Genomic DNA, 24572 nt, shown 5'->3' on the forward strand with positions numbered 1-24572 from the left:
CGTCATGATGCAAAAGATACAACGTTTCGGCGGTGCAATGTACACGCCTGCAATTCTTTTCGCATTTTCCGGAATCGTCGTCGGCCTGGGTACGTTGTTTACCACCGAGGCGATCTTTGGCGAGATGGCCACTGCGGGCCATCTTTGGTTTGATTGCTGGAATGTGCTGCTCCAGGGTGGTTGGACGCTCTTTAACCAGATGCCGTTGCTGTTTTGCGTAGCGTTGCCAATCTCGCTCGCGAACAAGCAGAACGCTCGCTGCTGCATGGAGGCTTTGGCCATCTACCTTACCTTCAACTACTTTGTTAGCACAATCTTGGGGCAGTGGGGCCCTGTCTTTGGGGTCGACTACTCTGTCGAGGCGGGCAGCGGTACTGGTCTTGCCACTATCGCAAGCATCAAAACGCTTGATATGGGCATCATGGGCGCGCTCATTATCTCTGGTATCGCCACGATGCTGCATAACAAGTTCTTCGACACCGAACTTCCTGAGTGGCTGGGCGTGTTCTCGGGCTCCGTGTTCATCTATATGATCGGTTTCTTCGTTATGGTTCCGGTCGCTCTTATCGCCTGCCTGGTGTGGCCGCATGTTCAGGCTGCTATCTCCGCCTTCCAGGGATTCATCCTTTCCGCCGGTACGTTTGGCGTGGGTGTCTTTGCTTTCTTCGAGCGCGTGCTGATCCCTACAGGCCTGCACCACTTTATCAATACGCCGTTCTATTACGACAACGCGGCGGTCAACGGCGGCATCTTTGCTGCTTGGGCCAACATCCTGCCCCAACTGGCTGCCGATCCGAGCATTGCTCTTAAGGATGCCGCACCCTGGGCTGCCTATACCTGCCCTGGTTGGACTAAGGTCTTCGGCTCGCTTGGCGTCGCCATTGCGTTTTATATGACCGCCAAACCCGAGCGCAAGCAGCGCGTCAAGGCTCTGCTGATCCCGGTCACCCTTACCGCTATGCTTTGCGGTATCACCGAGCCGCTTGACTTCACCTTCCTGTTCATCGCGCCCGGCCTGTTCGTCGTCCACTGCGTGCTCGGAGCGCTTGGCTGCATGGCTCAAAACCTCCTTGGCGTCGTGGGTATCTTCGACGGCGGCATCATCTCGATGCTCTCGTGGGACTGGCTGCCCCTTTGGGCCGCACACGGTCTGCAGTACGCCATCTCCATCCTTGTCGGTCTGTGCTTTACCGCTCTTTGGGTTGTGGTCTTCCGTTTCCTGATCGTCAAGTTCGACTTTAAGACCCCCGGTCGCGAGGATGACGATGTTGAGGTCGAGCTCAAGTCCAAGGCCGACTACAAGCAAAAGCAGAGCGGTGCTGCTGCTGGCAAATCGGTCGCCCAGAGTAAAGATGATGAGCGCTTGGTGCTTGCCGAGAACATCCTCGATCTGCTCGGTGGCACGGATAACATCATCGATGTAACTAACTGCGCTACCCGTCTGCGCGTTAACGTCAAGGACAAGAGCGTCGTTGCACCCGAGGCTTCCTTCAAGGCGATCGGTACGCATGGCTTGGTGGTCCAAGGTCAGTCAATCCAGGTCATCGTCGGCCTTAGCGTCCCGCAGGTTCGCGAGAAGTTCGAGAGTCTTCTGAAGTTCGAGAGTCTTCTGTAAACCATCGTCCATCGAAACAATCGGCCTTGCAGAGCCGGTATGCACCGCAAGGCCGATTCTAGAGATAAAAAACTCCACTTCTAGGTAACAATTCCAAACCGTGCAGGCCGCGTACGGGGATGGATTGAGCAAGCGGCCAGAATGAGGAGGACATCATGTCCAAGAAAAACTATGCCGTGACCATTGCCGGCGGTGGCTCTACCTTCACCCCGGGCATCGCTCTGATGCTGCTTGAGGAGCGTGACCGCTTCCCGGTCAACAAGGTGACCTTCTACGACAACAACGCCGAGCGCCAGGAGATCGTGGCAAAGGCCTGCGAGATCTATTTCCACGAGAACGCCCCCGAGGTTGAGTTTAGCTACACCACCGACCCCGAGACCGCATTCACCGGGACCGACTTCGTGCTTGCTCACATCCGCGTCGGCCTGTACGCCATGCGTGAGCTCGACGAGAAGATTCCTCTCAAGTACGGCTGCGTTGGCCAAGAGACCTGCGGTGCCGGCGGTATCGCCTACGGCATGCGCTCCATCGGTGGTGTCATCGAGATCCTCGACTACATGGAGAAGTACAGCCCCAACGCCTGGATGCTCAACTACTCCAACCCCGCGGCCATCGTCGCCGAGGCCTGCCGCGTGCTGCGCCCCAACAGCCGCATCATCAACATCTGCGACATGCCTATCGACCTTATGGATAAGATGAGCCGTATGTGCGGCATCAAGGATCGTCGCGAGCTGCAGTATAGCTACTACGGCCTCAACCACTTTGGTTGGTGGAGCAAAATCTACGACAAGGACGGCAACGACCTCATGCCGCAGATTAAGGAGCACATGGCTAAGAACGGCTACCTGGACGGCATCGAGCACGAGGCCGGTAAGGAGCAGCATGTCGAGGAGAGCTGGATTCACACCTTCGGCAAGGCCAAGGATGTCTATGCTGTCGATCCCGAGACGATTCCCAATACCTACCTCAAGTATTACCTGTACCCGGACTATGTCGTCGAGACGTCTGACCCCAACTACACTCGCGCCAATGAGGTTATGGACGGCCGCGAGAAGAAGGTCTTTGGCGCTTGCCGCGACATCATCGCCAAGGGTACGGCCAAGGACGGCGGCTTTGAGCCGGATGTACATGCCAACTACATCGTCGACCTTGCCTGCGCACTGGCCGAGAATACGCTCGAGCGCTTCCTGCTGATCGTCCCCAACGATGGCGCTGTGCCCAACTTCGACCCGACGGCCATGGTCGAGGTGCCTTGCATCGTCGGCTCCAACGGCTTTGAGAAGATCTGCCAGGGCCCGATTCCGCAGTTCCAAAAGGGCCTGATGGAGCAGCAGGTTTCCGTCGAGAAGCTCGTTGTCCAGGCTTGGGTCGAGGGCAGCTACCAGAAGCTCTGGCAGGCACTCACGCTCTCCAAGACCATTCCTTCGGCAAGTGTTGCTAAGCAGATCCTGGACGAGCTCATCGAGGCCAACAAGGATTTCTGGCCCGAGCTTAAGTAAGGACTACTGTCTCGAACTCTTACGCATCTCTGCTTCATTTGCGCCGCCGCGGTGTCCGGATTCGCCCGGATGCTGCGGCGGCGCTATACTTATGAAGTTTGAAGTACCTGTACCAAAAGGAGCTGTCGTGTCCCTTTCCATCGGTATCGTGGGCCTGCCCAACGTGGGCAAGTCGACGCTGTTCACCGCGCTTACCAAAAAGACCGGCCTTGCCGCCAACTACCCGTTTGCCACGATCGACCCCAACGTGGGTATCGTCGATGTGCCCGATAGCCGCCTGCAAAAGCTTGCCGACATCGTCAACCCCGGTCGCATTGTGCCGGCGACGGTCGAGTTTGTCGACATTGCAGGTCTGGTGAAGGGCGCTAACGAGGGCGAGGGCCTGGGCAACCAGTTCTTGGCAAACATCCGCGAGACCGATGCCATCTGCGAGGTCGTGCGCTACTTTAAGGACCCCAACGTCATGCGTGAGGTGGGCCGCACGGGCGAGTTCGTCGATCCCGCCGGCGATGCCGACACCATCATGACCGAGCTCATCCTGGCCGACATGGGCACGCTCGAGAAGCAGCTGCCCAAGCTCGAGAAGGAGGCCAAGCGCGACAAGGAGCTCATGCCCAAGTTCGAGGTCGCTAAGCGCCTGCTTGCCTGGCTCAACGAGGGCAAGCGCGCCGCATCCATGGAGATGACCGATGAGGAGCGTGCCGCCGCCAAGGGCCTGTTCCTGCTCACCATGAAGCCCATCCTGTATGTGGCCAACGTGGACGAGGATATGCTCAACGACGATCTGGCGCCCATCGATGGTGTTAAGCCGCTGCCCATCTGCGCCAAGATCGAGGCCGAGCTTTCCGAGCTCGATCCCGAGGACGCTGCCGACTACCTGGAGAGCCTGGGCCTGGAGCAGCCCGGTCTGGACGTGCTCGCTCAGGCTGCCTACAAGCTGCTCGGCCTGCAGTCGTTCTTTACGGCCGGCGAGATGGAGGTCAAGGCCTGGACGGTTCGTCAGGGCGCGACCGCTCCGCAGGCCGCCGGCGTCATCCACACCGACTTTGAGCGCGGCTTTATTAAGGCCGAGGTCATTGGCTATGACGACTACATCGAGCTCGGCGGTGAGCAGGGCGCCAAGGCCGCCGGCAAGCTGCGTATTGAGGGCAAGGACTATGTCATGGCCGATGGCGACGTCGTGCACTTCCGCTTTAACGTGTAAGGACGACGTGCATGTTTAAATATGGTAAAAAAGCCGGCTATATGGGTATTGCGCTGCTCGTGCTTGCGGTGATTCCGCTGGTGGTCGCAGCGTGTGTTATCCCCAACATTGGTCCCGAGGTGGCAACAAAGTTTAATGCCGCCGGCGAGGCGACACGCTGGGGCAAGAGTTACGAGTTGCTGGCACTGCCGGTGCTCAACCTGCTGCTGAGCGTGGCGACGTACTTTACGGCAGGACGCCAGGCTAAAAACAATGATGACTCCGCCGCTATGGCGCGCATCGTGTGCGAACGCTACCTGCGCAACGGTTGCATTACGGGTGTGTTCCTCAACGTGGTCAACGTTTACTTTATGTACTCGGCGATTACCGGAACGGGCTTTGGCCTTGGTTTCTAGCTTGTCCTTTTAAGCAACGAGCCTGCACATATATTCAATGGCTGCTGCGAGGCCGCCGCTCGATCGTGGTTGAAAGACTACATCGGCGGCGGCCTCGTTTTCGTATCCGGCACCGCGAAGGGCGAGTGCGATGCCGGCTTCCAGGAGAAGGGGCAGACCGCGTTGGCTGGTTGCGATTACGGCAGCCTGATTGAGCGAGCAGCTGTGCGCTTGGCATTGGATGGCAAGTTCACCTTGCGCCGGGCAAGGGACCAGAACAGCGGCGACGCGACTTGATAGCAATGCAAATGCTGTGCGCTCATCGGGCGAAAGGCATTCTGCTTCAACGACGACGAGCTTGGGCGGCGCGCTGTTTGTGCGAGGCGTGGCTCGGTACATGCGGACCGAAGAACCCGACATAGAAAACTCCTGTGTATTCGGCAAAACGTAAACTATAGTTTACGTTTATGTTCGGCTCCATTTCAAACTCGGCTGCATGGACGAACGTGCGAAACAGATTCTTGGCAGGCGGGTCGAAGAGACGCGCAGGGACCTTGGTATCTCCAAGGTTGATTTTTGTGTGGCGACAGGAATCAGCCGACCCTACCTCGACCGAATCGAAGATGGGACGGCAAATTTCACGCTCAAGGTTCTATTTAAGATCGCACCCGCACTCGGCATGACGGTGTCAGAGCTTCTCGAGGGCATCGAATAGGGGATACCCGTCGACAACTGAATTACGCCATCGGGATGCGGTCGTGGTTGACTTGGCTGTAGAACAGGCGCTGAATCTCGGCCGCATCACGTGACTGGCCGAGTGCCCACATGGTTTTGGCCACGAGCGTCTCGGTGGTCATGTCGTCGCCGCGCAGAATGCCCGGATGATCGGCGTAAGCACGGCCGACCTCATAAACGCCCAGATCGAGGCCCTCTTCGGGGACCTGTGTGGTCATAACGACGGTGCGACCCGAATCGACCCAGCGGAAAATTGCCTCTTGGAACGACTCGCCCGACTCGCCAAACTCGGGGATACCGCCAATGCCAAAGGTCTCCAGAATCACGGCGTCGTAGCTGTCGGCAAGGGCGTCGAGGATGCCCGGGTTCACGCCGGGCGTAAGCTTGAGTACAAATACGCGCGGGTCGATGCTGTCGTAGAAACGCACCGGGTTTTCGCCCTGATGCGTGCCGTGAAGCCCGTTGCGCACAATGCGGTCGTTGCGGATATAGGCGATGGGCGGATAGTTGACGCTAATGAATGCGTTAAAGCTCATGGTGCGCTGCTTGCGGGCGCGCGTGCCGGCAATGGCGACGCCGCCAAACACAATTGACACATCGTGCGAATGCTCGTCGAGCGCGTAGAGCAGGCTCTGATACAGGTTGAGCTTGGCATCGGTAAAGGGGTTGCCCATGGGCTTTTGCGAGCCGGTGAGCACGATGGGCTTGGGGCTGTCCTGAATCAGGTAGGAAAGCGCCGCCGCGGTGTAGCTCATGGTGTCGGTGCCGTGTAGAATCACGAAGCCGTCGTGGTCGGCATAACCCTCGACGATGACGTCGCGGATACGCATCCAGTCGCTCGGGCGCATATTGGTACTGTCGATGTTCATGGGCTGTACCACGTCGAGCTCGCAGAGGTCCGAGATCTCGGGGACGCTCTGGGCGAGCTCCTCACCGGTCAGGGCGGGGGAGAGGCCGTTGCCGTCCTCGGTCGATGCGATGGTGCCGCCCGTGGCGATGAGAAGGATGCGCTTCATGCTGGTATTCCTATCGTATTTGCCGCCGCAAGGGCGGAGTCGTTCGGCAGTATTGTGGCACAGGGCGTCCAATGTTCAAACGTATTACATCATCTGTAACGTTTGAAAACACTTCAATTGCCGTCAAATAGGGGCCCAGGTCGTGCGTTTGCCGTGCGCTGATGGCTGCGAGGGGCGAGAAACCCCATATAACGTGTACACTATGGAAGTTATTTTCGTTCATTCATGCGGGTGGGCACCGGCTCCCCGCCAACAAGAGGGGGAAACCATGGATCAAAAGGCTTCCGCAAAGGTCCTCGTACTCGACTTTGGTGCGCAGTACGGTCAGCTCATTGCCCGTCGCGTCCGCGACCTCAACGTGTATTCCGAGATTGTCCCCTGCGACATCTCGGCCGATGAGATTCGCGAGATGAACGCCTCTGCGCTCATCCTTTCCGGCGGTCCGGCTTCCGTGTATGCCGAGGACGCTCCGTCTATCGATCCCGCCATCTTTGACCTGGGCCTTCCCATCCTGGGCTTCTGCTACGGCCATCAGATCACGGCCGTGACGCTCGGCGGCAAGGTCGGCCACTCCGAGGTGGGCGAGTACGGCCGCGCCACCATCACGCGCACGGCCGGCGCCAAGCTCTTTAACTCCACGCCTATGGAGCAGACCGTGTGGATGAGCCACCGCGACGCCGTGTCCGAGGTGCCCGAGGGCTTTACCGTTACCGCCAGCACCGACGTGTGCCCGGTTGCCGCCATGGAGTGCGTCGAGCGCAAGATCTTCACCACGCAGTTCCACCCCGAGGTCAAGCACTCCGAGTACGGTCAGCAGCTGCTGAGCAACTTCCTGTTTGAGATCTGTGGCCTGGAGCCCAACTGGAGCATGGACAACCTGGTCGAGACCATGACGGCCGAGTTTCGCGAGAAGGTCGGCGACGACCGCGTGATTCTGGCCCTGTCCGGTGGCGTCGACTCCTCCGTCGTGGCTGCGCTGGGCGCCCGCGCCGTGGGCAAGCAGATGACCTGCGTGTTCATCAACCACGGCCTGCTGCGCAAGGGCGAGCCCGAGCAGGTGGAGGAGGTCTTCACCAAGCAGTTTGACGTCGACTTTATCCACGTCCACGCCGAGGACCGTTATGCCGAGCTTCTGGCCGGTGTGACCGAGCCCGAGGAGAAGCGCCGCATCATCGGTACGCAGTTCTGGAAAGAGTTCTTTGCCGTGGCGCAGCAGCTCGAGACCGATGGCAAGCCGGTCAAGTACCTGGCTCAGGGCACCATCTATCCCGACATCATCGAGTCCGGCGCTCGCAAGACGGGCGGCAAGACGGCCACCATCAAGAGCCACCACAACCTGATCCCGTTCCCCAAGGGCGTGCACTTCGACCTCATTGAGCCGCTCGATCATTTCTTTAAGGACGAGGTCCGCGCGCTTGGTCTGGCGCTCGGCCTGCCGGGTCACATCGTGTTCCGCCAGCCCTTCCCGGGCCCGGGTCTGGCCATCCGCATCATCGGTGCGGTCGATAAGGAGAAGCTCGAAATCCTCAAGAATGCCGACGCTATCGTGCGCGAGGAGCTCGACGCTTACAACCAGCGTCTGTTTGAGCAGACCGGCGAGCGCAACTCCGAGCACAGCTGCTGGCAGTATTTCGCGGTCCTGCCTGACATTAAGTCCGTGGGCGTCATGGGCGACGAGCGCACCTATCAGCGCCCGATCATCCTGCGTGCCGTCGAGTCCAGCGATGCCATGACCGCCGACTGGGCCAAGCTGCCCTACGACGTACTGGCCCGCATCTCCGGCCGCATCGTGGCCGAGGTTCCCGGCGCCAACCGCGTGTGCTATGACATCACGTCTAAGCCGCCCGCGACGATCGAATGGGAGTAGGCTGACAGGGTTCTGACCTGCACTTTTGAGTGCCGCACTGTGCTCCTGAGTTTCGTTTCGTACGAGAGTTACGGCAAAACCACCAGCGACATTGGTGAGTAAACTCGATTATCGAGCCTCCGTTCCCATGTTGGAACGGAGGCTTTTTCTTTGCCTTTTTACTCTCTTTCACCTGCGATTTCGCGATTTACTCCCCGTGTTTCAAGATGGAAGCGTTTGGTTGCGAGCCACGCCGCTGTGAGGGCCTGAGTCGTCAGGCCCCGCACAGGGGGACCGCGATGGTGGCCACCGCGCCGCCCGAGGGGCTGTTGGCGAGCGAGACGGAGCCCCCGTGGGCGCTCGCGGCCTCGGAGGCGGCGTGGAGGCCGAGCCCGTAGTGGCGGCCTCCGTCGCGCGAGGAGCGGGAGGAGTCGTCTGTGAAGAGGCGCTCGCAGCCGCGTTCGAGGGCGGCGGGAGAGAAGCCCGGTCCGTCGTCGGCCACCTCGATGACGAGGTGGCCGCCCTCGACGTCGCAGGAGACCGCCACGCGCGAGCGCGCGTGCTCGGCGGCGTTGGCCACGAGGTTCGCGGCGGCTCGCGCCAGGGCGGTTCGGTCGAGCGGGGCCTCGGGCGCGCCCGCGACAGCAGGGCCCGTGGTCGCGTCGAGCGTCACGCCTCGCGCCCGGGTGATCTGGGCGGCCTCGGCGAGGACCTGCTCGCAGAGCTCGGCCGGCCGCATGGGGGTCCTCTCCGCCCCGCCGGACCCGCGCGAGGCCTCGATGAGCAGGCGCACGTAGCCGTCGAGCCTTTCGACACTGCCGGCTATGTCGCGCGCGGCGGCCGCGAGGTCGGCGTCTTTCTCGTCTTCCAGCTCCTCCGCCACGAAGTCGGCGTTGGCGCGCAGCACGGTGAGCGGCGTCTTGAGGTCGTGGGCGAGCGACGCCACCTGCTCGCGCTGCCCCCGCTCCGCGGCCCAGCGGGCCTCGAGCGACTCGGCGAGGGAGGTCCGCATGGCGTCCATCGCGGCGAGGACGTCGTTCACCTCGCGCACGTTAGTGCTGCCGACCGCGAAGTCGAGATCCCCCGCGCCGACGCGCCCCGCTGCCTCCGCGAGCGGCGCCATCTTGCGCGAGATCACGCGGCTCGCACGGCGCGCCACGAGCGCGAGCGCGAGCGCGCTTCCCGCAGCGGCGCCGACGAGCATGAGGTTCTGCGGGTTGGGAAGCAGGCCGGCGAGGTCGCGCGAGACCCACTGCGGCAGGTACTCGCTGACGAGTGCGCAGGCCCCGCCGCCCTTGAGCGGGAACGCGGCGTAGGTGAGGCCCGAGCCTCCGCCCTCGATCTCCACTGTGCCCGGATCCGCGGCGAGTGCCGCACGGGCCATTTCCGTCGCGTCCTCGAGCCGCGTGCCCTCGAGGTCTGTCATCAGCACGTATCCGTCCTTATTCAGGATGAGGTAGCGGTACGCCGTCGGCACGTCCTGCTGCCCGCAGACGCCGTCGCGTGCCAGGCCCTCCGCGACCTCGCGCGCATTGGCCGGCCCCCAGCTTGCCTCGTAGACGAAGCCCGCGTTGATCGCCGCGGAGAGCGCCATGAACGCGGCGAGCCACGCCGTGGCGACCGCCGCGAACGCGTAGGCGAAGTAGCGCGCGATGACGAAGGAGAGCGGCATGCCCCCGCGACCTCGCGCCCCGGTCCTCAGAGCTGCCACTTGTACCCCATCCCCCAGACGGTCGCGATCGGATCGGCGCCGGCCTCGGAGAGTTTCCTCCGGGCGCGGCTGACCTGCATGGATATGGCCGCGTCGTCGGCGTCGCTCTCCCAGCCGAGCACCGCCTCGCGTATCTGTGCGCGGCTCATGACCTGCCCGGGGTGGCGGGCGAGGTACTCGCAGATGGCGTACTCGGTGGGCGTGAGCGGCACGGCCTCGTCGCCCACGGCGAGGCCGCGCGCCCCGAGGTCGATCCGCACCTCCCCGAAGGAGAGGGCGTGCGAGCGCGGCCGGCGCTCACGGCGTAGATGGGCCGCGACCTTGGCGCGCAGCTCCGCGGCCCCGAAGGGCTTGCGGACGTAGTCGTCGGCGCCCAGGCCGTAGCCGGCCACGGCGTCCTCCTCGGCCACGCGCGCGGTCAGGAAGATGATGGGCCCGTCGAAGTCCGGGCGGATCTGCCGCACGAGCTCGAAGCCGTCGAGCCCCGGCATCATGACGTCGCAGAGCACGAGGTCGAAGCGCGAGAGGTCCATCTCCAGGACCGCCGTCGGGTCCGCTGCCTTGACGACCTCATGGCCGTCGCGGCCGAGGATGCGCGCGAGCGCGTCGAGGATCGCCCGTTCATCATCCACTGCCAGTATCCTCGCCATGTTCGACCTCCTGAAACTCCCGTCGGCATTGTACTTGCGCCGCGCTCAGCGGTCCAGAGCCCCGCGCGCAGCCGCGGGCGCGGGCGCCCACATGGCGATCTCAGGGTTGGGCAGCACGCGGTCGGCGATCGAGCGCAGCGCCGACCCCCAGCCGGCGACGAGCAGGGCATTCCTGCCCAGGACGAGCGCTGCGGAGAGGAGGGCGAGCACGGCGGCGAGCGGCTTCCTACGCATCTGCCCTCCCGTCCTCGAAGCGGCAGAACCAGGCGATAAGGACGGCGGCGGTTGCCAGGGTGAGCACGAGGCCAGCGAGCGCAGTCGTGAGGAGAGGGCCCGCCGCGCGTGCGGCGTCGATGAAGGCCTCTACCCCGAGCGACCCCAGGCGCGCGGGCCAGGCGAGCGGCACCCAGCTCAGGGGCGTCGCCAGGGCACCGGTGAGCTCGCCGGTCATGAGGCCGTGTGCAAGTCCGCCCACTGAGAAGAACGCGAGGAGCACCCCCGCCGCGCCGGCGCCGATGGTGGCGTTGCGGCCGAAGCGCAGAGCCACGCCGAGCCCCAGCGCGTAGAGGGGCAGGCTGCCCAGCACGATGCCCGCCCAAGTGGCCGCAAGTGGAGCGGGCCCGAGCGGCAGGCGCCCGGCAACGGCGAGCACGACCCCGAACACGCCGAGCGCCACGGCCAGCGCGCCCGCACCGAGCGCCGCAAGGGCGAGCAGCTTCGCCGCGACGGCGCGCCCGCGCGAGGGGACCGCCGTGAGGTTGGCGAGGCGCCCGGCAGCGCGCTCCTCGTCCACGGCGAGCCCGCAGACGATGGCGGACATGAGCGGCATGAGGGCGCCGAGGAACTGGGCGTAGGCGTCTGCGCCCAGCGCCGGGTCCCATCGGGCTATGGAGAAGTACTCGCCGCAGGCAAGACCGGCTGCCAGGCCGCAGACGAGGTGCACTGCCGTGAGCGGGGAGCGCACCAGGCGCAGGGCCTCGGAGAGCAGGGCCCGCGGGAGAGTCATGCGCGGCGTCGGGTCGGAGAGTCGTGTCATGGCCATCACCTCTCCTCGGAGCGTGCGAACCAGGCCGCGCCCGCCGCCGTGAGCGCGGCGAACGCGAGCGCGCAGACCGCAAGGCCCGCCAGTGTGAGCATGCCGTCCGCCGTGAGCGCCCCGCCGAGCGCCATGTCCGCCGCGAGTGGCTCGCCGCTCGGCAGCACGGGGATGAAGCTCGTGGGGATGACCATGCTCGCCGACGGCGGAAAGAGCTGCGGCAGCGGCATCAGCGACCAGGCGAACCCACCCACGAGCTGTGCGGCGAGCGGGCAGAAGATGCCCGCGAGCATGCCGAGCCGCGCCGTGAGGAAGAGCCCTGCGGGGATCATCCACGCCGCGGTCACCGTGTTGGTGAGCGCGCAGAGGAGCATCGTGAGCGTGCCCGCGGCCGTGAGGCCCTGCGAGGAGAACGCCGATCCCGCGAGGTAGATGCCGAAGACCACGAGGTTCGAGAGCATGCAGAGTGCGAGGCACCAGAGCGCCTTGGCCCACCAGGCGCGCCCGAGCGGGAAGCCCAGGCCCAGAAGCCCCCGCATCCGCGTACGAGCGTCCGCCCGCGCGACGCACGCCACCACGAGTGAGAGAGACACGGGCAGGAAGAGCGCGTACCAGTAGTTCCACGCGCTGAAGATCTGCACGCCCCGGTAGGGCATCGCGCCGAGCAGCGGCATCGGCAGCGCCATGAGCACGGCCAGGCGAACCGGTGCCGCGTGGCGCGACTTCAGGGCCTCGGCGCGCAGGCCCGCGAGCAGGCCGCCTTTCTCGCCCGTCATGCCGCCACCTCCCCGCGTGCTCGTCGCCCTTCCCGGCAGAAGCTCATGAAGAGTTCCTCGAGGTCCTGCCCGGGCCGAAGCGCATCCTCGTAGGCGAGGCGCCCTCCGCAGATGATGCCGATGGTGTCCGCCATCTGCTGCACCTCGGAGAGGATGTGGCTCGAGACGATCACCGTCGTGCCCGCCGTCGCGAAGCCGCGGATCTGGTCGCGCAGCTCCTCGATGCCGATGGGGTCGAGGCCGTTGGTGGGCTCGTCGAGCACGAGCAGGCGTGGCCGGGCGATCAGCGCCAGCGCGAGCCCCAGGCGCTGCCGCATGCCCATCGAGAAGCGTCCGGCGCGCTTCTTCCCGGTGTCCGCGAGGTCCACGGCGGCGAGCACCTCATCTACGCGGCTCTCGGGAAGGCCCAGCAGCGTGGTGCGCACGCGCAGGTTCTCGCGCGCGGTGAGGTTGGGGTAGAGCGGCGCCTCCTCGATGAGGCTGCCGATTGCGTAGAGGTCCTCGCGGCGCCAGGCGTGCCCGGCAAAGAGGATCTCCCCGGCCGTCGGCCGCAGCATCCCGCAGATCATCTTGAGCGTTGTCGACTTGCCGGCGCCGTTGGGGCCGAGCAGCCCGTACACCTCGCCCTCGCGGATATGAAGGCTCACGTCGGCCACGGCATCCTGCGCCTGGTCGCCGCGGCCGAAGCGCTTGGTGAGCCCGCGCGTCTCGAGCATGTAACCCATGGGTTCGTCCTTTCTCTTCCGGGCGCGCGGGCCGAGTCGCCGTGCCCGCGCGCCTTACCTTTCGGGTTCACCATCCATGGTGGGACGCGTTTCTAACGAAGCCGTAACGGCCGTTGGGCTCTTTTGACGCCAGCCCTTCTCGACCCGTACGCCACTCATGGTATGTTTACGCGATAACAAGGATGGAGGTGCCCGTGGCACGCAATAAGTACCTGGAGGAGACGGTCGAGAAGATTCTCGACGTTGCCGAGCGGCTCCTCGTGGAGCGCGGCTACGAGCACACCACGATGATCTGAAGAGCAATACGCTAAATCGAAAAAGGCAAACCCTGGAGACGCGATTTTCGCCAGAACGAGCAAGAATATCGAAGATGTCTGCACACCATTGGCGTAGGAAGGGGAACAACCGGCTGCAATCAGCGGACACTCTTGCGCGTATGCGACCGATAGCATTATCCCGAGATACCTAGCATATTTAATCAGGGCTGCCAGTGACAGCGTGAGGGTAATTTAGCGGTGGCGGTTCTGCCCGCTGCCGTCCCGTGCTGATTCTGGCTTGCGAGGCGATTCTGCTATCCTGCGAGTTGAAAAGGTTCCACTCCGGTGACAAGAGCTCCCCTGCTCTTCCGCGAACAGCGGACAGCCGGGGTGGTCGTTTGTTAGTAGTGCTTTTTGAACGATAAAGTTACCGTGATAATCAAGCGGTTGACTGCCGTTGCCTAAGCAGTTTTATCATATCGTTGCCGCAGTCCCCGGCGCAGTGCGCAGCTCCTGCCGAATCTTCCGAAAGCGTTCCGGGACTTCGGCAAGCTCCATCTTCTGCGGGGCATCGACCGTACCCGCTTCCTTCGCCGTTTCGTAATACCAGCACTTGTAATCCACCATCTCCATGGTGTGCTGCAATTCCTCCATCTGTTGTTTCAGAACTTCTTGTTGGCGCCGGAACATGGCAAGGCGCAGATCGATGGTGTCGTCTCCTTGCAGCGCCATCTCGATGTACTGCCGGATGTCCTTGATGGACATCCCGGCTTTCTTCATGCAGCCGATCACCTGCAGCCATTCGATATCCGATTCCCGGAACATGCGAATGCCACCGGAGGAGCGCTCCACGAAGGGCAGCAGCCCCTCCTTGTCGTAGTAGCGCAAGGTGGACGCCGCAACCCCCAGCAGCTTCGCCATCTCTCCCACCGTATAGACCATCTGAAAACCCCTCCGAATTATTCCAGAATCCCCTTGACTTAAAGTTAACTTTAAGTTCTAGGATGCACATGAAGTTCAAAGGAAGCATGCTTCCAAACAGAATGTTTGTCAATCATAAGGAGGGGAATCGAACGTGAACAGGCCGTATGTTTTCTGCCACATGATGTGCGCTTTGGACGGAAAGATCATGGGCGGTTACATGGGAACGCCGCAGGGCAGAGTGGCGGGCGATGCGTTCTATGACATCGCCTTCGGGAAAGAGCCCTTTTACCATCACCAGGGCTGGCTGTCCGGCAGGGTGACGACGGACGACAACTTCACCTTCTACAGGAAGCCGGACCTGGACGAAGATGCGCCGGCCGTTCCGGCGGGTGATTTCATCGCACAGCCGGACTTCGGAATGTTCTATGTCTCCGTGGACCCCCACGGCAAGCTGGGGTGGGAAAGCAGCACCCTGCGCTATGTGGACACCACCGCCCATGTCGTCGAGGTGCTGACAGAGCAGGTCGGCAACGCCTACAGGGCATTTTTGAGAAAGCTGGGAATCTCGTACATCATCGCGGGAGAAGCGGAGCTGGATCACGGTCTGGCCCTTTCCAAGCTGAAAGAAGAATTCAGCATCGAGACCCTGATGCTGGGCGGTGGCGGCGTGCTGAACTGGTCGTTCCTGCAAGCGGGGATGTGCGATGAGATCAGCATCGTGTTGGCGGCGGCAGCAGACGGGAGCCCGGATACGCCTCCGGTTTTCCGAGCCGCAGAAGGCATTTCGGAGAGCAAGGCCCTTGGCTTCACGCTGAAAGAGGCGAAGGCCATGGACGGCGGGGCGGTCTGGCTGCGCTATGGCGTGAATCGATAATCCTTAGCAGGAGGTTTAGATTATGAGGTATGAACAAAAAGAGCAGTTCGAGAAGGTCAACGCATTCGGCACGGGAACGGCGAACACTGCCTATGCCCCGTACTTCACCGGCGATTCGTTCCTGAATCCGCTGACCGATCCGGAAGGCGGCCTGTTCGCCGCCAACGTGACCTTCGAGCCGGGATGCCGCAACAACTGGCATATCCACCACGCGGACAAAGGAGGCGGTCAGCTCCTGCTCTGCACGGCTGGCGAGGGCTGGTACCAGGAGGAAGGCAAGGCCGCCGTCAGCCTGCACGAGGGCTGCGTCGTGATGATCCCCGCCAACGTCAAGCACTGGCACGGAGCGAAGAAGGACAGCTGGTTCAGCCATATCGCCGTGGAGGTTCCCGGCGAGAATTGCGAGAACGAGTGGTGCGAGCCGGTATCCCATGAAGAGTACGCAAGGCTGTAGGGAGGAACGAAACATGGCAGTCAAGCAGACGGCAGGCAGAGATGCCCTGGGCGAATTCGCTCCGAAATTCGCGGAACTGAACGATGACGTGCTCTTCGGAGAGGTCTGGAGCCGAGAGGAGCAGCTCAGCCTCCGCGACCGCTCCCTCGTGACCGTCGTCGCGCTGATGGCTCAGGGGCTTACCGATGAGAGCTTCCGCTATCACCTGACGACGGCAAAGAAGAACGGTATTACAAAAGAAGAAATCGCGGAGGTCGTGACCCATGCAGCCTTCTACTGCGGCTGGCCCAAGGCGTGGGCGGTTTTCCGCATGGCAAAGGATATCTGGGGCGAGGAGTAGAACGATGATCTTGAATGAAACCTACTCGTTGGCAAACGGAGTTCAGGTTCCCAAGCTGGGACTGGGCACCTGGTTCATCGACGATGCCGAGGCGGCGGAAGCCGTTCGCGAGGCGGTAAAGCTGGGCTATCGCCTGATCGACACCGCGCAGGCCTACGGAAACGAACGCGGCGTCGGCGAGGGCGTGCGCACCTGCGGCGTTCGCCGGGAAGAGCTTTTCGTCGCCAGCAAGATCGCGGCAGAGCTGAAGACCTACGAGGATGCGGCGAAGTCCATCGATGAGACGCTGGAGAGGATGGGGCTTGGCTACCTCGACCAGATGATCATCCACTCTCCCCAGCCGTGGAGCGAGTTCCGTGTGGAGAAGCGCTATTTCGAGGAGAACAAGGAGGTCTGGCGTGCGTTGGAGGATGCGCGGGCGGCGGGCAAGGTCAAGGTAATCGGCGTGTCCAACTTCCTGCAAGATGACCTTGAGAACCTCCTGAGCTCTTGCCGCGTGATGCCCATGGTCAATCAGATCATCCTGCACATCACCAACACCGATTCGGCATTGGTGGACTTCTGCAAGGCGCAGGGCATTCAAGTGGAGGCATACTCTCCCATCGCCCACGGCGAGGCGCTGAAGAATCCGGCGATCGTTAAGATGGCAGAGAAGTACGGCGTATCTGCCGCCCAGCTCTGCATCCGCTATGTCCTTCAGCTTGGAGCCGTCGCGCTTCCCAAGACGGCAGATCCCGCCCACATGGAAAGCAACGCGGGCGTGGATTTCGCAATCTCCGAGGAAGACATGGAAACTCTCAAGAACATGGAGCGCATCGCCAACTATGGTGAATTCAGCGCATTTCCCGTGTTCAGCGGAAAACCTCTTGCATGAGGAGAAAGCGTGAAATGAAAACCTTGATTCTGTACTACTCCTACGGAGGCAACACGAAGCGCATCGCCGAGATGATCCAGAGGGAAATCGGCGGGGATATTGCTCGTATGGATACGGTTGTTCCCTACGATGGCGATTATGATGCAGTCGTCAATCAGGGGCAGCGTGAGATTGCCGAGGGTTATTGCCCGGAACTGAAGCCGCTGCACATTGGCTGGAGAGATTACGACACCATCATCCTGGGTTCTCCTGTCTGGTGGTACACCTTTGCGCCCGCCATGCGCAGTTTCCTGGAGCGGGCTGACCTGACCGGGAAGATCGTGTATCCGTTTGTCACCAATGGCGGCTGGCTGGGACACGCGCTGAAGGACTTTGAGGAAGCCTGCAAAGGCGCAATCGTGAAGCCGGGCCTCGATGTGCAGTTCGATGAATCCATGCTCCGTACTTCTGAGAAAGATATTCAGGCATGGATTAATACAATCCGCAGATAATCGATCTGCAGCTTTCGGCATCCGCCACAGAGCTGGCAAGGGTTTGGGGCAAAACGAAAGCTCAACGCCCCGAGTTTGAAGTGATTTTATTGTAACTGTCTTGGCTTTTATTCCCGGAACCGACAAAGCGTGCCTCCGCCTCTTTTGCGTGAAGACGGCTGGGATGTGGGGTAGCTTTGCGTCAACAGATTAGCGTAAGGGGCCAACGGGCGGGGCTTCATTGGCCCCTTGCGCATCGATTGCGAATTAGAACATGATAGCGTCGTCGGCCGTGAAGGCATTAAGGGACCCCTGCTTGACCTGGATGCAGACGTATGTGATGCCCGAGTCGGACGCGGCGCGGAACTGGCGGTGTGCGGCGGGGGAAATGCGCAGCCAGTCGCCGGCTGCAAGCTCGATTTCCTCACCGTCGATCGTGACCGAGCCCGCGCCCTCGAGCACGCCATAAATCTCCTCTTTTTCCTTGTGTGCATGGACGAACGGAACGCCAGCGCCGGCGGGAAGATTGCTGACACTCACCTCTGCCCCGGTAAGCCCGAGCACCTCGTGCAGCTCGACACGGCTCTCATTTCCGATGTGGGTCTTTGCATAATTAGCCATAATGGTTCCTCTCTTTGGGTTGATTTACTTTGCAGGCATCTCCTGCGCGAGTTATATTCAACGCGAAGGCGCATGCAAATACGAGTACGCACATATTTGTAACTGCATACCTTTTTGTGAAACCGGTATGGTCGAGGAGGTTGGGTCTCCCGTGATGGCGAAAGAGGAGCTTCCGGAGTGTTCGGTCGCAACGGCGGTAGCGCTCATTGGCGGCAAGTGGAAGCTGCTCATTATCCGTAACTTGCGCGTACGCCCTTGGCGTTTCAACGAGTTGCGCCGCAACCTTGAGGGGATCTCTCAGAAGGTGCTTACCGACAGCCTGCGGCAGATGGAGGACGATGGGCTGGTCTTTCGCCATGACTATGGCGAGAATCCTCCCCGCGTTGAGTATGGCCTTACCGAGCTCGGCCGCCAGATGATGCCCATCATGGACTCGCTCGCAGACTTCGGCGCTTATTACAAGACGGTCGTTTCGTAGCGGACACGCTGCTTAGGGGGCGGAGAACCGCTACGAGTACGATAGCGATTCTCCTGCGGCTGCCGTCGATTCCGTAGTTATAGAGCGGAAGGAGACTGCAATGGGGTCGTCCGCCCTACAAGAAGGCCCTCCTTTCCCGGTATGGCGCCGACATGCGCACGCTGGCTCAAACTGATCGATGCACGAAGTGTTGTTATGGCTTCACTCAGCCTGCGGACGCCCAATCATCCGCGCACCACATTCTGCCCATGTGCATGGGCGGCTGCCCCCACTGCCATATGGTCTCCGGCGTGCGCCGTTGCCCCTGGTTCAAAGACGACCCCGATGCCTACGTCCTCGCCAAAACTCGCGCCGCCCGCAAGAGCCGCCAATAAAACCTCCGGCCCTGCTTGGCCCTGGGAATAAAAGTCAAACTTGCCCGATCCACGCCTCGCGCAAGGGCCGTTCTACTTCCCAAACCTGATCTGCCTGTCGCACAGCTCGAGGGCGACAAGGGAAGCTTGGGCCACCTCCTTGATATCCTCTGCGAACTACTGGAGTGCGGTACAGTCGGATGACTGGACTGTTTTCGTTGGACCTTGGTTGTTTGCCTGTGTGAATGGCGTATTTGTTTTAGCTAGCGGTTGCGACGCCTTGTTGCGGAAATACCAACTGCTGCAACTGCGCCACCGGCAACACTCAGGGCGACAGCCATCGCACCGTTGTCGCCCGTCGCGGGTAGGGTGGTCCTGGCTGGTTTAACCGCCGCTACTGCCTTAGTGGAAACGGGATTTGCCGCGGGCTTTTCTGCCTTGGGCTGCGGTGTGGGCTCGGGCTTGGTTTCTGGTTCTGGTTTGACCTCTGGGCTCGGTTTAACACTTGGATCGGGTTTGGAACCGCTCGCATCGGTTGCAATCAAGTGCACGTCGCTGTCGAAGACGTAGCGGATGTAGTAATCGTGCCGCGTCTCGTGCGTAATCCCCTGCCCGCTGTCGAAGTCGCGGTCAACGTGTGTGCCGAGGCGGGTTGAGCTGGTGAGGTTCAGTCTGTAAGGGATTTGGTCGTCGGCGTAGCCGCCTGTAAAGACAGCGGTTGCTCTAACGTGATTGTCGATCATGGTCAGGGCAATAGAGACGCTGGCCTCTTCGGGGTTCTCGGTTTTTATAAGGCCTTCGGTATCGGTGTCGATCTTGAAGAGATGGACGGTGTCGTTAAGCCCGTAGATGAAGTCCTCGGGTTTGTCGGGGAAATCGTATACAAACGCCTCATTCTGGACCAACATGAAGGCGGGAGGGAGCTCCAGGTCATAGTTATGGTCGACAACGGTGGTAGCTGTGAGGCTGCCTTCCGCGTTGGCTTCGTCGCAGGTAATGGGTGCTGCGACATCGGTTTCGGGCATTTCGGTCGCCAGTGCTGCGCAGGGTAGCAAAAGCAGTCCTGCCACAAGAATGCTTACTCCGAAGGCGGCGATTCTGGCGTCTGCATGATGCTTGACGTCGCGGATAGACAGGCCAGTCCGTTTGTTATGGGTCTGCGGTGCAACATGCTGTCCATACATAAGACGCTCCTTGTTCGTAGGCCGGTTTCCGCGGATCTATATTGCGCCTGGCCGATGCGGCTAGGCTCTTTCACGCGAACGCTTATGCGAGCAGGGAGAAAGCTCAAGCTAATTTTCTCACAGTCGATACTTTGCGAGCAACGATTTGCTGTTCAATTCTCGGAGAGAGAATCAAGGTGGCCGAGGAGTTATCAAGCAATGAGATTGTGTCTAGAGAACACGAACGAGAGATGCGATCTACAGACGACTGAATAGCTCCATCCGTTTTGGTTACAACGAAATGTATGCCGCGCGCCTGCGGCATGAAGAAGGGAGATTCTTATGAATATCGTTGTATTGAGCGGTAGCCCGCGCAAGGGCGCCAATACCGACACCATGGTCGAGGCGTTTGCTGAGACCGCGCGTGAGGGTGGCCATACGGTCGAGGTCATCCGCGTTGCCAGTAAGAAAATCGCTGGTTGTCTGGGGTGTCAGTATTGCTTCGCCCACGAGGGCACTTGCGTGCAGAAGGATGACATGGCCAACGTGATCGAGTCGCTGAAAGACGTCGACATGGCTGTCTTCGCTTCGCCTATCTACTGGTTTGATATCACTGCGCAGGAGAAGGCCGCCATCGATCGCCTATACGCCTTCGGTGCTACGGGCTTCCCGTTCACCAAGACGGCCCTTTTACTCGATAGCCACAGCGAGGGCGTCTATGATGCGGCGATCGCTATGTACAAGTCGACCTGTGCGTACTGCAAGTGGGAGGACCAGGGCATTGTCGCCATCAGCGGTATGACCGAGCGCGACAGCATGGCATCGTCGCCCAAGTTGAAAGAGGTGCGAGAGCTCGCTCGCAAGCTCGCCTAAGGACAAGAAGAACGCATGGCAATCAGCGTTGGCGGAAAGCCTACTTCCCTTACCAAGAGGATTACTGATTGCCATGCGTTGATGTCCTTATGGACAATCTCCGCGTGCTAGGAGACTTTCTCGCTCAGGAACTCCCTGAATGCGGGGATGTCAAAGCCAACGAGACCACGCCCACGTTCCCCGATGACGCCGTCCTCGAGAAGGCGGCGTTTGTATTGGCTTGCGTAGTTGCTGACGACGCCCATGCGTTTGGCTATCTCCGAGACCCTGCTGGGGCCAGAATCGGGCAGCATCGCGAGTAAAAACTCAATGTCTTTATCGGAAAGCTCTCGATAGGTCGTTTCGAGAATGCGATCACGCAGCTCCATGCGTGCGAGTAGGGAACCCTGCTGGACATCGGATGCACTGATTTGGGGCGAGTTCTCCGAAACATCCCAAGTGCGATATCCGACGAGCTGCATCATGTAGGGGAATCCGTCGACGGCCTTCACAGCATTCTCGAGCGCTTCTGGTGTGATTGAACGTCCTCCGGCCTCAACGGTTTTGCGAAACGCGTTTGCAATTTCAACGTCAGTGATTCGTCCTAACTGATGATATTGGGAACGCCTGAGGAACGAGACGGAATCGTTACGCAGCAACGCCGATACTTTGTAGGGCAGTCCTGCCATGAGTAGGGCAACTTTTTTACCTTCGCGTACAAAGTGCTGGTAAACAGAGGCAAATTGAAGCATTTCTTCGAGATCGACGGTGACTTCATCGATGGTAATGAGAAGTCCGATGTCATGTTTTTCGAGTTGCTTAAAGATGCCATTCATGCGTGTGCGCCAGTTGCCCTGGACCTCTTGAGCATATGTCCAATCGATGCCCACTGGACCAATTTGAACGCCGTTTATGCGCGCATGAGGCTGTGAGAGGTAGCTATCTGCGGCTTCTTTGGTTCGCTCGATAATATCTTCGAGCATGCCTGGCATGGCGGAGACATTTGCTGCGATCCAACCGTGTTCAAGCGCCGTTTCTGAAAGGAGCGAGAGAAGCGCCGTCTTGCCCGTTCCCCTTGCGCCCGTAAAAATAGTCGACAGGTTTGGATCTCCCGGGCCGTTGATAAAACCACGGTTGATGTCACGCAGAATATGCTCGCGACCCGCTAGAAAGGGAGGGATACTTCCGAACGTCGGGGTAAAGGGGTTCTTGCTGTACTCCATGGTGTCTCCTTTGCAAGTTTTGCTAATTTTTGCAAGTTTTGCTAATTTTTGCAAGTTTTGCTAACGACCGACCAAAGGGCATCGAAGCAGTGACGCTGACATTTTTTAACGCAGAAAAATAAGCAGAAATCAATTAATCTGCGTTAAGAAATAGTTGAGAAGAAAAACGACGAGTCCCGGGCGCAATGCCGTTGCGCTCCGGGCCTCGTCGCTTTGCGAAGTATCTAACGGTCTCGTTGCCGTGGTACCTAGTCAAACAGGCTCGGCATGTCGTTTTCCTTCATGAGGGCACCGGCGGAGGGGAGGCTCTGCGCGGTGAACTTCTCGGCCGAGACGCCGGCGCCAAGGATTTCCTCGGTCGTGCCGACGGTGGTGACCGAGCGGCCCTTCTTGGCCGTGAAAGCCTGGACGCCCTGCGTGTTGGTGGTCGTCTTGGTCTTGAGCAGCGACGTGTTGAAGTTCATCAGGCGGTAGTCGCTCGAGACCAGCGCGATGTCGCGATCTTCCTTGAGCACCTGGGCATACAGTAGCTTGCTGCCACCGTAGATGGCGTTCTTGAGGCGCTTGCGGTTGGTCTTGGTGACGTATCCAGAAAGCGCGATGCGCACCACGCGGCCGTTCTCAAAGACGAACAGCACGTCGGCCTTGTAGTCCTCGGGGTCGATGACCCAGATGACGCTCTCGTCGGGTTCCATCTCAAGATCGGTCGGCAGGTACGAGCCCAGCTGGGCCGACTTGGTGTCCTCAAACGCCGCAACCTTGCACTTGTACACCTGGCTCTTGTTGGTAAAGACCAGCAGCTCGTGGGTGTTGGAGGACGGGAACTCGATAAAGGGTTTGTCGCCGTCCTTGTACTTGAGCGTGGTGGCCTTCTTGAGCACGCGGTCCGTCATCTTCTTAAGGTAGCCATCGCGTGAGAGCATGATGGTCACCGGGTACTCCTCGACCTCGGGCTCCAGGCTCACCTCGACGACCTCGTGGGGCTCGATCCTGCCCGTGCGGCGCGGCATCACGTAATTCTTGTTGACCGCGGCCAGCTCGTTGCTGATGACCTTCTTGATGTTCTCCTCGCTGGAAAGGATCTCCTCAAGCTCGGCAATCTCGCCCTCAAGCTTGGCAATGTCCTTGGTGCGGTTGAGGATGTACTCCTCGTTGATGTTGCGGAGCTTGAGCTCGGCAACAAACTCGGCCTGGGTCTCGTCGATGTCGAAACCCTTCATAAGGTTGGGCACGACCTCGGCTTCGAGCTTGGTGCCGCGGATGATGGCGATGGCCTTGTCGATGTCGAGCAAGATCGCCTCAAGGCCGTGCAGCAGGTGGAGACGCTCGGACTTTTTGCCCAGGTCAAAGTTAATGCGGCGACGCGTGGACTCAATACGCCACTTGACCCACTCGTGCAGGATCTGACGCACGCCCATAACGCGAGGGTAACCATCGACCAACACGTTGAAGTTGCACGAGAACGAATCCTGCAGCGTGGTCGAGCGATAGAGCTTGGCCATGAGCTTGTCGGGGTCGACGCCGCGCTTAAGGTCGATGGCGATGCGCAAGCCCGAGAGGTCGGTTTCGTCGCGGATGTCAGCGATCTCCTTGACCTTGCCCTCTTTGGAGAGCTTGACGATGCGCTCGATGATGACATCGGTCTTGGTGGTGTAGGGGATCTCGTACACCTCGATGATGCGCTCTTCGGGAATCCAGCGCCAGCGGGAGCGGATCTGGAAGCTGCCAAGGCCGGTCTCGATAATCTTTTCCATCTCCTCGCGGCGGTAGATAATTTCACCGCCGGTCGAGAAGTCGGGCATGGGCATGTACTCGAGCAGGTCGCAGTCGGGATTCTGCAGGTAGTGCATCGTAGCGGTGCAGACCTCGTTGAGGTTGAAGCCGCAGATGTCGGACGCCATGGCGACGCCGATGCCCTTGTTGGCCGAGACGAGGATATTGGGGAACGTGGTGGGCAGCAGGCGCGGCTCCTTCATGGCGCCGTCGTAGCTGTCGACGAAGTCGACCGGGTCCTTGTCGATGTCCTTGAAGATCTCGGCGCTGATGGGGGAGAGCTTGGCCTCGGTATAACGCGAGGCGGCGTAGCTCAGATCGCCCGAATAATACTTGCCAAAGTTGCCCTTCGACTCAACGAACGGCGCGAGCAACGCCTCGTTGCCGGTTGCCAGACGCACCATCGTCTCGTAGATCGCGGCATCGCCGTGCGGGTTGAGCTTCATGGTCTGGCCCACAATGTTGGCGCTCTTCTGGCGCTCGCCCTTGAGCAGACCCATCTTGTACATGGTGTAGAGCAGCTTGCGGTGCGAGGGCTTAAAGCCGTCGATCTCGGGGAACGCGCGCGAGACGTTGACGCTCATGGCGTAGGGCATGTAGTTGACCTCGAGCGTCTGCGTGATCGGCTGGTCGGTGACCTCGGAGTGCAGGCCGATGACGTTCTCGGCGTTAACCTGCTTTTTCTTTGGCTGGTTCTTCGTCTTCTTCTTTGCCACGATATCCTCTTGA

The 24572-nt window shown here is 60.6% G+C and carries 27 protein-coding genes; 14 read left to right on the forward strand and 13 right to left on the reverse strand.

The genetic code is table 11. The annotated features are described in order from the left end of the window. Positions 1-4: 4 nt before the first annotated feature. The 4 genes from AAAV44_RS04150 to AAAV44_RS04165 all read left to right on the forward strand — a co-directional run bounded on the left by AAAV44_RS04150 (position 5) and on the right by AAAV44_RS04165 (position 4713). Positions 5-1615 carry an alpha-glucoside-specific PTS transporter subunit IIBC gene (locus tag AAAV44_RS04150; protein ID WP_349114692.1) on the forward strand — a complete coding sequence of 537 codons (1611 nt, stop codon included), beginning with the start codon at positions 5-7 and terminating at the stop codon, positions 1613-1615. Between the two features lie 155 nt (positions 1616-1770). Next, on the forward strand, positions 1771-3114 hold the full coding sequence (locus tag AAAV44_RS04155) for a 6-phospho-alpha-glucosidase (protein WP_195520637.1): 1344 nt from the start codon (positions 1771-1773) through the stop codon (positions 3112-3114). Positions 3115-3241: 127 nt separating this feature from the next. Beyond that, positions 3242-4318 (forward strand): redox-regulated ATPase YchF, encoded by a 1077-nt coding sequence (gene ychF / locus AAAV44_RS04160; protein ID WP_035136922.1) that lies wholly within the window; start codon positions 3242-3244, stop codon positions 4316-4318. Positions 4319-4329: 11 nt separating this feature from the next. Then, a complete protein-coding gene (locus AAAV44_RS04165; protein ID WP_117640119.1) occupies positions 4330-4713 on the forward strand; it encodes a DUF1648 domain-containing protein in 384 nt (127 codons plus the stop codon). Positions 4714-4722: 9 nt separating this feature from the next. Here AAAV44_RS04165 and AAAV44_RS04170 read toward each other — a convergent pair whose 3' ends face one another. Further along, entirely contained in the window at positions 4723-5112 is a 390-nt protein-coding gene (locus AAAV44_RS04170) for a hypothetical protein (RefSeq protein ID WP_349114695.1), read from the reverse strand. Positions 5113-5188: 76 nt separating this feature from the next. Here AAAV44_RS04170 and AAAV44_RS04175 point away from each other — a divergent pair, with 76 nt between their 5' ends. Further along, a complete protein-coding gene (locus AAAV44_RS04175) occupies positions 5189-5407 on the forward strand; it encodes a helix-turn-helix transcriptional regulator (RefSeq protein WP_035136926.1) in 219 nt (72 codons plus the stop codon). Between the two features lie 22 nt (positions 5408-5429). Here AAAV44_RS04175 and AAAV44_RS04180 read toward each other — a convergent pair whose 3' ends face one another. Beyond that, positions 5430-6443 (reverse strand): asparaginase, encoded by a 1014-nt coding sequence (locus AAAV44_RS04180; RefSeq protein ID WP_349114697.1) that lies wholly within the window; start codon positions 6441-6443, stop codon positions 5430-5432. Positions 6444-6711: 268 nt separating this feature from the next. On the opposite strand from AAAV44_RS04180, the gene guaA reads away from it, so the two are divergent. After that, entirely contained in the window at positions 6712-8310 is a 1599-nt protein-coding gene (guaA, locus tag AAAV44_RS04185; protein ID WP_349114698.1) for a glutamine-hydrolyzing GMP synthase, read from the forward strand. A 253-nt stretch (positions 8311-8563) separates the two neighbouring features. Here guaA and AAAV44_RS04190 read toward each other — a convergent pair whose 3' ends face one another. From AAAV44_RS04190 to AAAV44_RS04215, 6 genes are read right to left on the reverse strand one after another with little or no spacing between them, the layout of a single operon-like run. Beyond that, positions 8564-9961: a HAMP domain-containing sensor histidine kinase gene (locus AAAV44_RS04190; protein WP_349114700.1), complete on the reverse strand. Its 1398-nt coding sequence runs from the start codon at positions 9959-9961 to the stop codon at positions 8564-8566. Positions 9962-9987: 26 nt separating this feature from the next. Beyond that, positions 9988-10650: a response regulator transcription factor gene (locus tag AAAV44_RS04195; protein WP_349114702.1), complete on the reverse strand. Its 663-nt coding sequence runs from the start codon at positions 10648-10650 to the stop codon at positions 9988-9990. A 45-nt stretch (positions 10651-10695) separates the two neighbouring features. Continuing rightward, complete coding sequence (locus AAAV44_RS04200) at positions 10696-10884, reverse strand: hypothetical protein (protein WP_349114704.1); 189 nt, start codon at positions 10882-10884, stop codon at positions 10696-10698. Next, entirely contained in the window at positions 10877-11692 is an 816-nt protein-coding gene (locus tag AAAV44_RS04205) for a lantibiotic ABC transporter permease (protein ID WP_349114706.1), read from the reverse strand. Before AAAV44_RS04205 ends, AAAV44_RS04200 begins: the two co-directional genes overlap by 8 nt. Then, entirely contained in the window at positions 11692-12462 is a 771-nt protein-coding gene (locus tag AAAV44_RS04210; protein ID WP_055309960.1) for a hypothetical protein, read from the reverse strand. Before AAAV44_RS04210 ends, AAAV44_RS04205 begins: the two co-directional genes overlap by 1 nt. Next, positions 12459-13187 carry a lantibiotic protection ABC transporter ATP-binding protein gene (locus AAAV44_RS04215; protein ID WP_349114708.1) on the reverse strand — a complete coding sequence of 243 codons (729 nt, stop codon included), beginning with the start codon at positions 13185-13187 and terminating at the stop codon, positions 12459-12461. Before AAAV44_RS04215 ends, AAAV44_RS04210 begins: the two co-directional genes overlap by 4 nt. A 194-nt stretch (positions 13188-13381) precedes the next feature. Between AAAV44_RS04215 and AAAV44_RS04220 the strand changes: the two genes are divergently transcribed. Then, complete coding sequence (locus AAAV44_RS04220; protein ID WP_216596234.1) at positions 13382-13483, forward strand: TetR/AcrR family transcriptional regulator; 102 nt, start codon at positions 13382-13384, stop codon at positions 13481-13483. A 435-nt stretch (positions 13484-13918) separates the two neighbouring features. Here the strand turns inward: AAAV44_RS04220 and AAAV44_RS04225 are convergent, their stop codons facing one another. Next, positions 13919-14386, reverse strand: coding sequence for a MerR family transcriptional regulator (locus AAAV44_RS04225; RefSeq protein WP_349114710.1), 468 nt, complete (start codon positions 14384-14386; stop codon positions 13919-13921). Between the two features lie 133 nt (positions 14387-14519). Between AAAV44_RS04225 and AAAV44_RS04230 the strand changes: the two genes are divergently transcribed. From AAAV44_RS04230 to AAAV44_RS04250, 5 genes are read left to right on the forward strand one after another with little or no spacing between them, the layout of a single operon-like run. Beyond that, the gene (locus AAAV44_RS04230) at positions 14520-15242 is read left to right on the forward strand and encodes a RibD family protein (RefSeq protein ID WP_349114711.1); all 723 of its coding nucleotides are present in this window, start codon (positions 14520-14522) and stop codon (positions 15240-15242) included. Positions 15243-15264: 22 nt separating this feature from the next. Then, the gene (locus tag AAAV44_RS04235) at positions 15265-15696 is read left to right on the forward strand and encodes a cupin domain-containing protein (RefSeq protein ID WP_349114713.1); all 432 of its coding nucleotides are present in this window, start codon (positions 15265-15267) and stop codon (positions 15694-15696) included. Between the two features lie 13 nt (positions 15697-15709). Then, complete coding sequence (locus AAAV44_RS04240) at positions 15710-16036, forward strand: carboxymuconolactone decarboxylase family protein (protein WP_349114715.1); 327 nt, start codon at positions 15710-15712, stop codon at positions 16034-16036. Positions 16037-16040: 4 nt separating this feature from the next. Beyond that, on the forward strand, positions 16041-16910 hold the full coding sequence (locus tag AAAV44_RS04245; protein WP_349114716.1) for an aldo/keto reductase: 870 nt from the start codon (positions 16041-16043) through the stop codon (positions 16908-16910). A 14-nt stretch (positions 16911-16924) separates the two neighbouring features. Next, the gene (locus tag AAAV44_RS04250) at positions 16925-17401 is read left to right on the forward strand and encodes a flavodoxin (protein ID WP_349114717.1); all 477 of its coding nucleotides are present in this window, start codon (positions 16925-16927) and stop codon (positions 17399-17401) included. A gap of 246 nt (positions 17402-17647) precedes the next feature. Here the strand turns inward: AAAV44_RS04250 and AAAV44_RS04255 are convergent, their stop codons facing one another. Then, on the reverse strand, positions 17648-18001 hold the full coding sequence (locus AAAV44_RS04255) for a cupin domain-containing protein (RefSeq protein WP_349114718.1): 354 nt from the start codon (positions 17999-18001) through the stop codon (positions 17648-17650). A 151-nt stretch (positions 18002-18152) separates the two neighbouring features. Between AAAV44_RS04255 and AAAV44_RS04260 the strand changes: the two genes are divergently transcribed. Beyond that, positions 18153-18479, forward strand: a complete 327-nt coding sequence (locus AAAV44_RS04260) for a helix-turn-helix domain-containing protein (protein ID WP_349114719.1) — start codon at positions 18153-18155, stop codon at positions 18477-18479. 616 nt (positions 18480-19095) lie between these two features. On the opposite strand, the gene AAAV44_RS04265 is transcribed toward AAAV44_RS04260, so the two are convergent. Continuing rightward, on the reverse strand, positions 19096-20016 hold the full coding sequence (locus AAAV44_RS04265; protein WP_349114720.1) for an LPXTG cell wall anchor domain-containing protein: 921 nt from the start codon (positions 20014-20016) through the stop codon (positions 19096-19098). A gap of 321 nt (positions 20017-20337) precedes the next feature. On the opposite strand from AAAV44_RS04265, the gene AAAV44_RS04270 reads away from it, so the two are divergent. Then, positions 20338-20868, forward strand: a complete 531-nt coding sequence (locus AAAV44_RS04270) for a flavodoxin family protein (RefSeq protein ID WP_349114722.1) — start codon at positions 20338-20340, stop codon at positions 20866-20868. Positions 20869-20975: 107 nt separating this feature from the next. On the opposite strand, the gene AAAV44_RS04275 is transcribed toward AAAV44_RS04270, so the two are convergent. Both AAAV44_RS04275 and AAAV44_RS04280 read right to left on the reverse strand, forming a co-directional pair. After that, positions 20976-22070 (reverse strand): ATP-binding protein, encoded by a 1095-nt coding sequence (locus tag AAAV44_RS04275; protein ID WP_349114724.1) that lies wholly within the window; start codon positions 22068-22070, stop codon positions 20976-20978. Positions 22071-22318: 248 nt separating this feature from the next. Next, the gene (locus tag AAAV44_RS04280) at positions 22319-24559 is read right to left on the reverse strand and encodes a DNA gyrase subunit A (RefSeq protein WP_349114725.1); all 2241 of its coding nucleotides are present in this window, start codon (positions 24557-24559) and stop codon (positions 22319-22321) included. Positions 24560-24572 lie beyond the last annotated feature (13 nt).

The sequence above is a fragment of the Collinsella sp. CLA-AP-H1 genome (assembly GCF_040092945.1).
GTDB lineage: Bacteria > Actinomycetota > Coriobacteriia > Coriobacteriales > Coriobacteriaceae > Collinsella.

Excerpts from the sequence above, each read along its gene's own strand:
- AAAV44_RS04150 (WP_349114692.1), top strand. The coding sequence starts at position 5 with ATGATGCAAAAGATACAACGTTTCGGCGGTGCAATGTACACGCCTGCA.
- AAAV44_RS04155 (WP_195520637.1), top strand. The coding sequence starts at position 1,771 with ATGTCCAAGAAAAACTATGCCGTGACCATTGCCGGCGGTGGCTCTACC.
- AAAV44_RS04165 (WP_117640119.1), top strand. The coding sequence starts at position 4,330 with ATGTTTAAATATGGTAAAAAAGCCGGCTATATGGGTATTGCGCTGCTC.
- AAAV44_RS04170 (WP_349114695.1), bottom strand. The coding sequence starts at position 5,112 with ATGTCGGGTTCTTCGGTCCGCATGTACCGAGCCACGCCTCGCACAAAC.
- AAAV44_RS04175 (WP_035136926.1), top strand. The coding sequence starts at position 5,189 with ATGGACGAACGTGCGAAACAGATTCTTGGCAGGCGGGTCGAAGAGACG.
- AAAV44_RS04180 (WP_349114697.1), bottom strand. The coding sequence starts at position 6,443 with ATGAAGCGCATCCTTCTCATCGCCACGGGCGGCACCATCGCATCGACC.
- guaA (WP_349114698.1), top strand. The coding sequence starts at position 6,712 with ATGGATCAAAAGGCTTCCGCAAAGGTCCTCGTACTCGACTTTGGTGCG.
- AAAV44_RS04190 (WP_349114700.1), bottom strand. The coding sequence starts at position 9,961 with ATGCCGCTCTCCTTCGTCATCGCGCGCTACTTCGCCTACGCGTTCGCG.
- AAAV44_RS04195 (WP_349114702.1), bottom strand. The coding sequence starts at position 10,650 with ATGGCGAGGATACTGGCAGTGGATGATGAACGGGCGATCCTCGACGCG.
- AAAV44_RS04200 (WP_349114704.1), bottom strand. The coding sequence starts at position 10,884 with ATGCGTAGGAAGCCGCTCGCCGCCGTGCTCGCCCTCCTCTCCGCAGCG.
- AAAV44_RS04205 (WP_349114706.1), bottom strand. The coding sequence starts at position 11,692 with ATGGCCATGACACGACTCTCCGACCCGACGCCGCGCATGACTCTCCCG.
- AAAV44_RS04210 (WP_055309960.1), bottom strand. The coding sequence starts at position 12,462 with ATGACGGGCGAGAAAGGCGGCCTGCTCGCGGGCCTGCGCGCCGAGGCC.
- AAAV44_RS04215 (WP_349114708.1), bottom strand. The coding sequence starts at position 13,187 with ATGGGTTACATGCTCGAGACGCGCGGGCTCACCAAGCGCTTCGGCCGC.
- AAAV44_RS04225 (WP_349114710.1), bottom strand. The coding sequence starts at position 14,386 with ATGGTCTATACGGTGGGAGAGATGGCGAAGCTGCTGGGGGTTGCGGCG.
- AAAV44_RS04235 (WP_349114713.1), top strand. The coding sequence starts at position 15,265 with ATGAGGTATGAACAAAAAGAGCAGTTCGAGAAGGTCAACGCATTCGGC.
- AAAV44_RS04240 (WP_349114715.1), top strand. The coding sequence starts at position 15,710 with ATGGCAGTCAAGCAGACGGCAGGCAGAGATGCCCTGGGCGAATTCGCT.
- AAAV44_RS04245 (WP_349114716.1), top strand. The coding sequence starts at position 16,041 with ATGATCTTGAATGAAACCTACTCGTTGGCAAACGGAGTTCAGGTTCCC.
- AAAV44_RS04250 (WP_349114717.1), top strand. The coding sequence starts at position 16,925 with ATGAAAACCTTGATTCTGTACTACTCCTACGGAGGCAACACGAAGCGC.
- AAAV44_RS04255 (WP_349114718.1), bottom strand. The coding sequence starts at position 18,001 with ATGGCTAATTATGCAAAGACCCACATCGGAAATGAGAGCCGTGTCGAG.
- AAAV44_RS04265 (WP_349114720.1), bottom strand. The coding sequence starts at position 20,016 with ATGTATGGACAGCATGTTGCACCGCAGACCCATAACAAACGGACTGGC.
- AAAV44_RS04270 (WP_349114722.1), top strand. The coding sequence starts at position 20,338 with ATGAATATCGTTGTATTGAGCGGTAGCCCGCGCAAGGGCGCCAATACC.
- AAAV44_RS04275 (WP_349114724.1), bottom strand. The coding sequence starts at position 22,070 with ATGGAGTACAGCAAGAACCCCTTTACCCCGACGTTCGGAAGTATCCCT.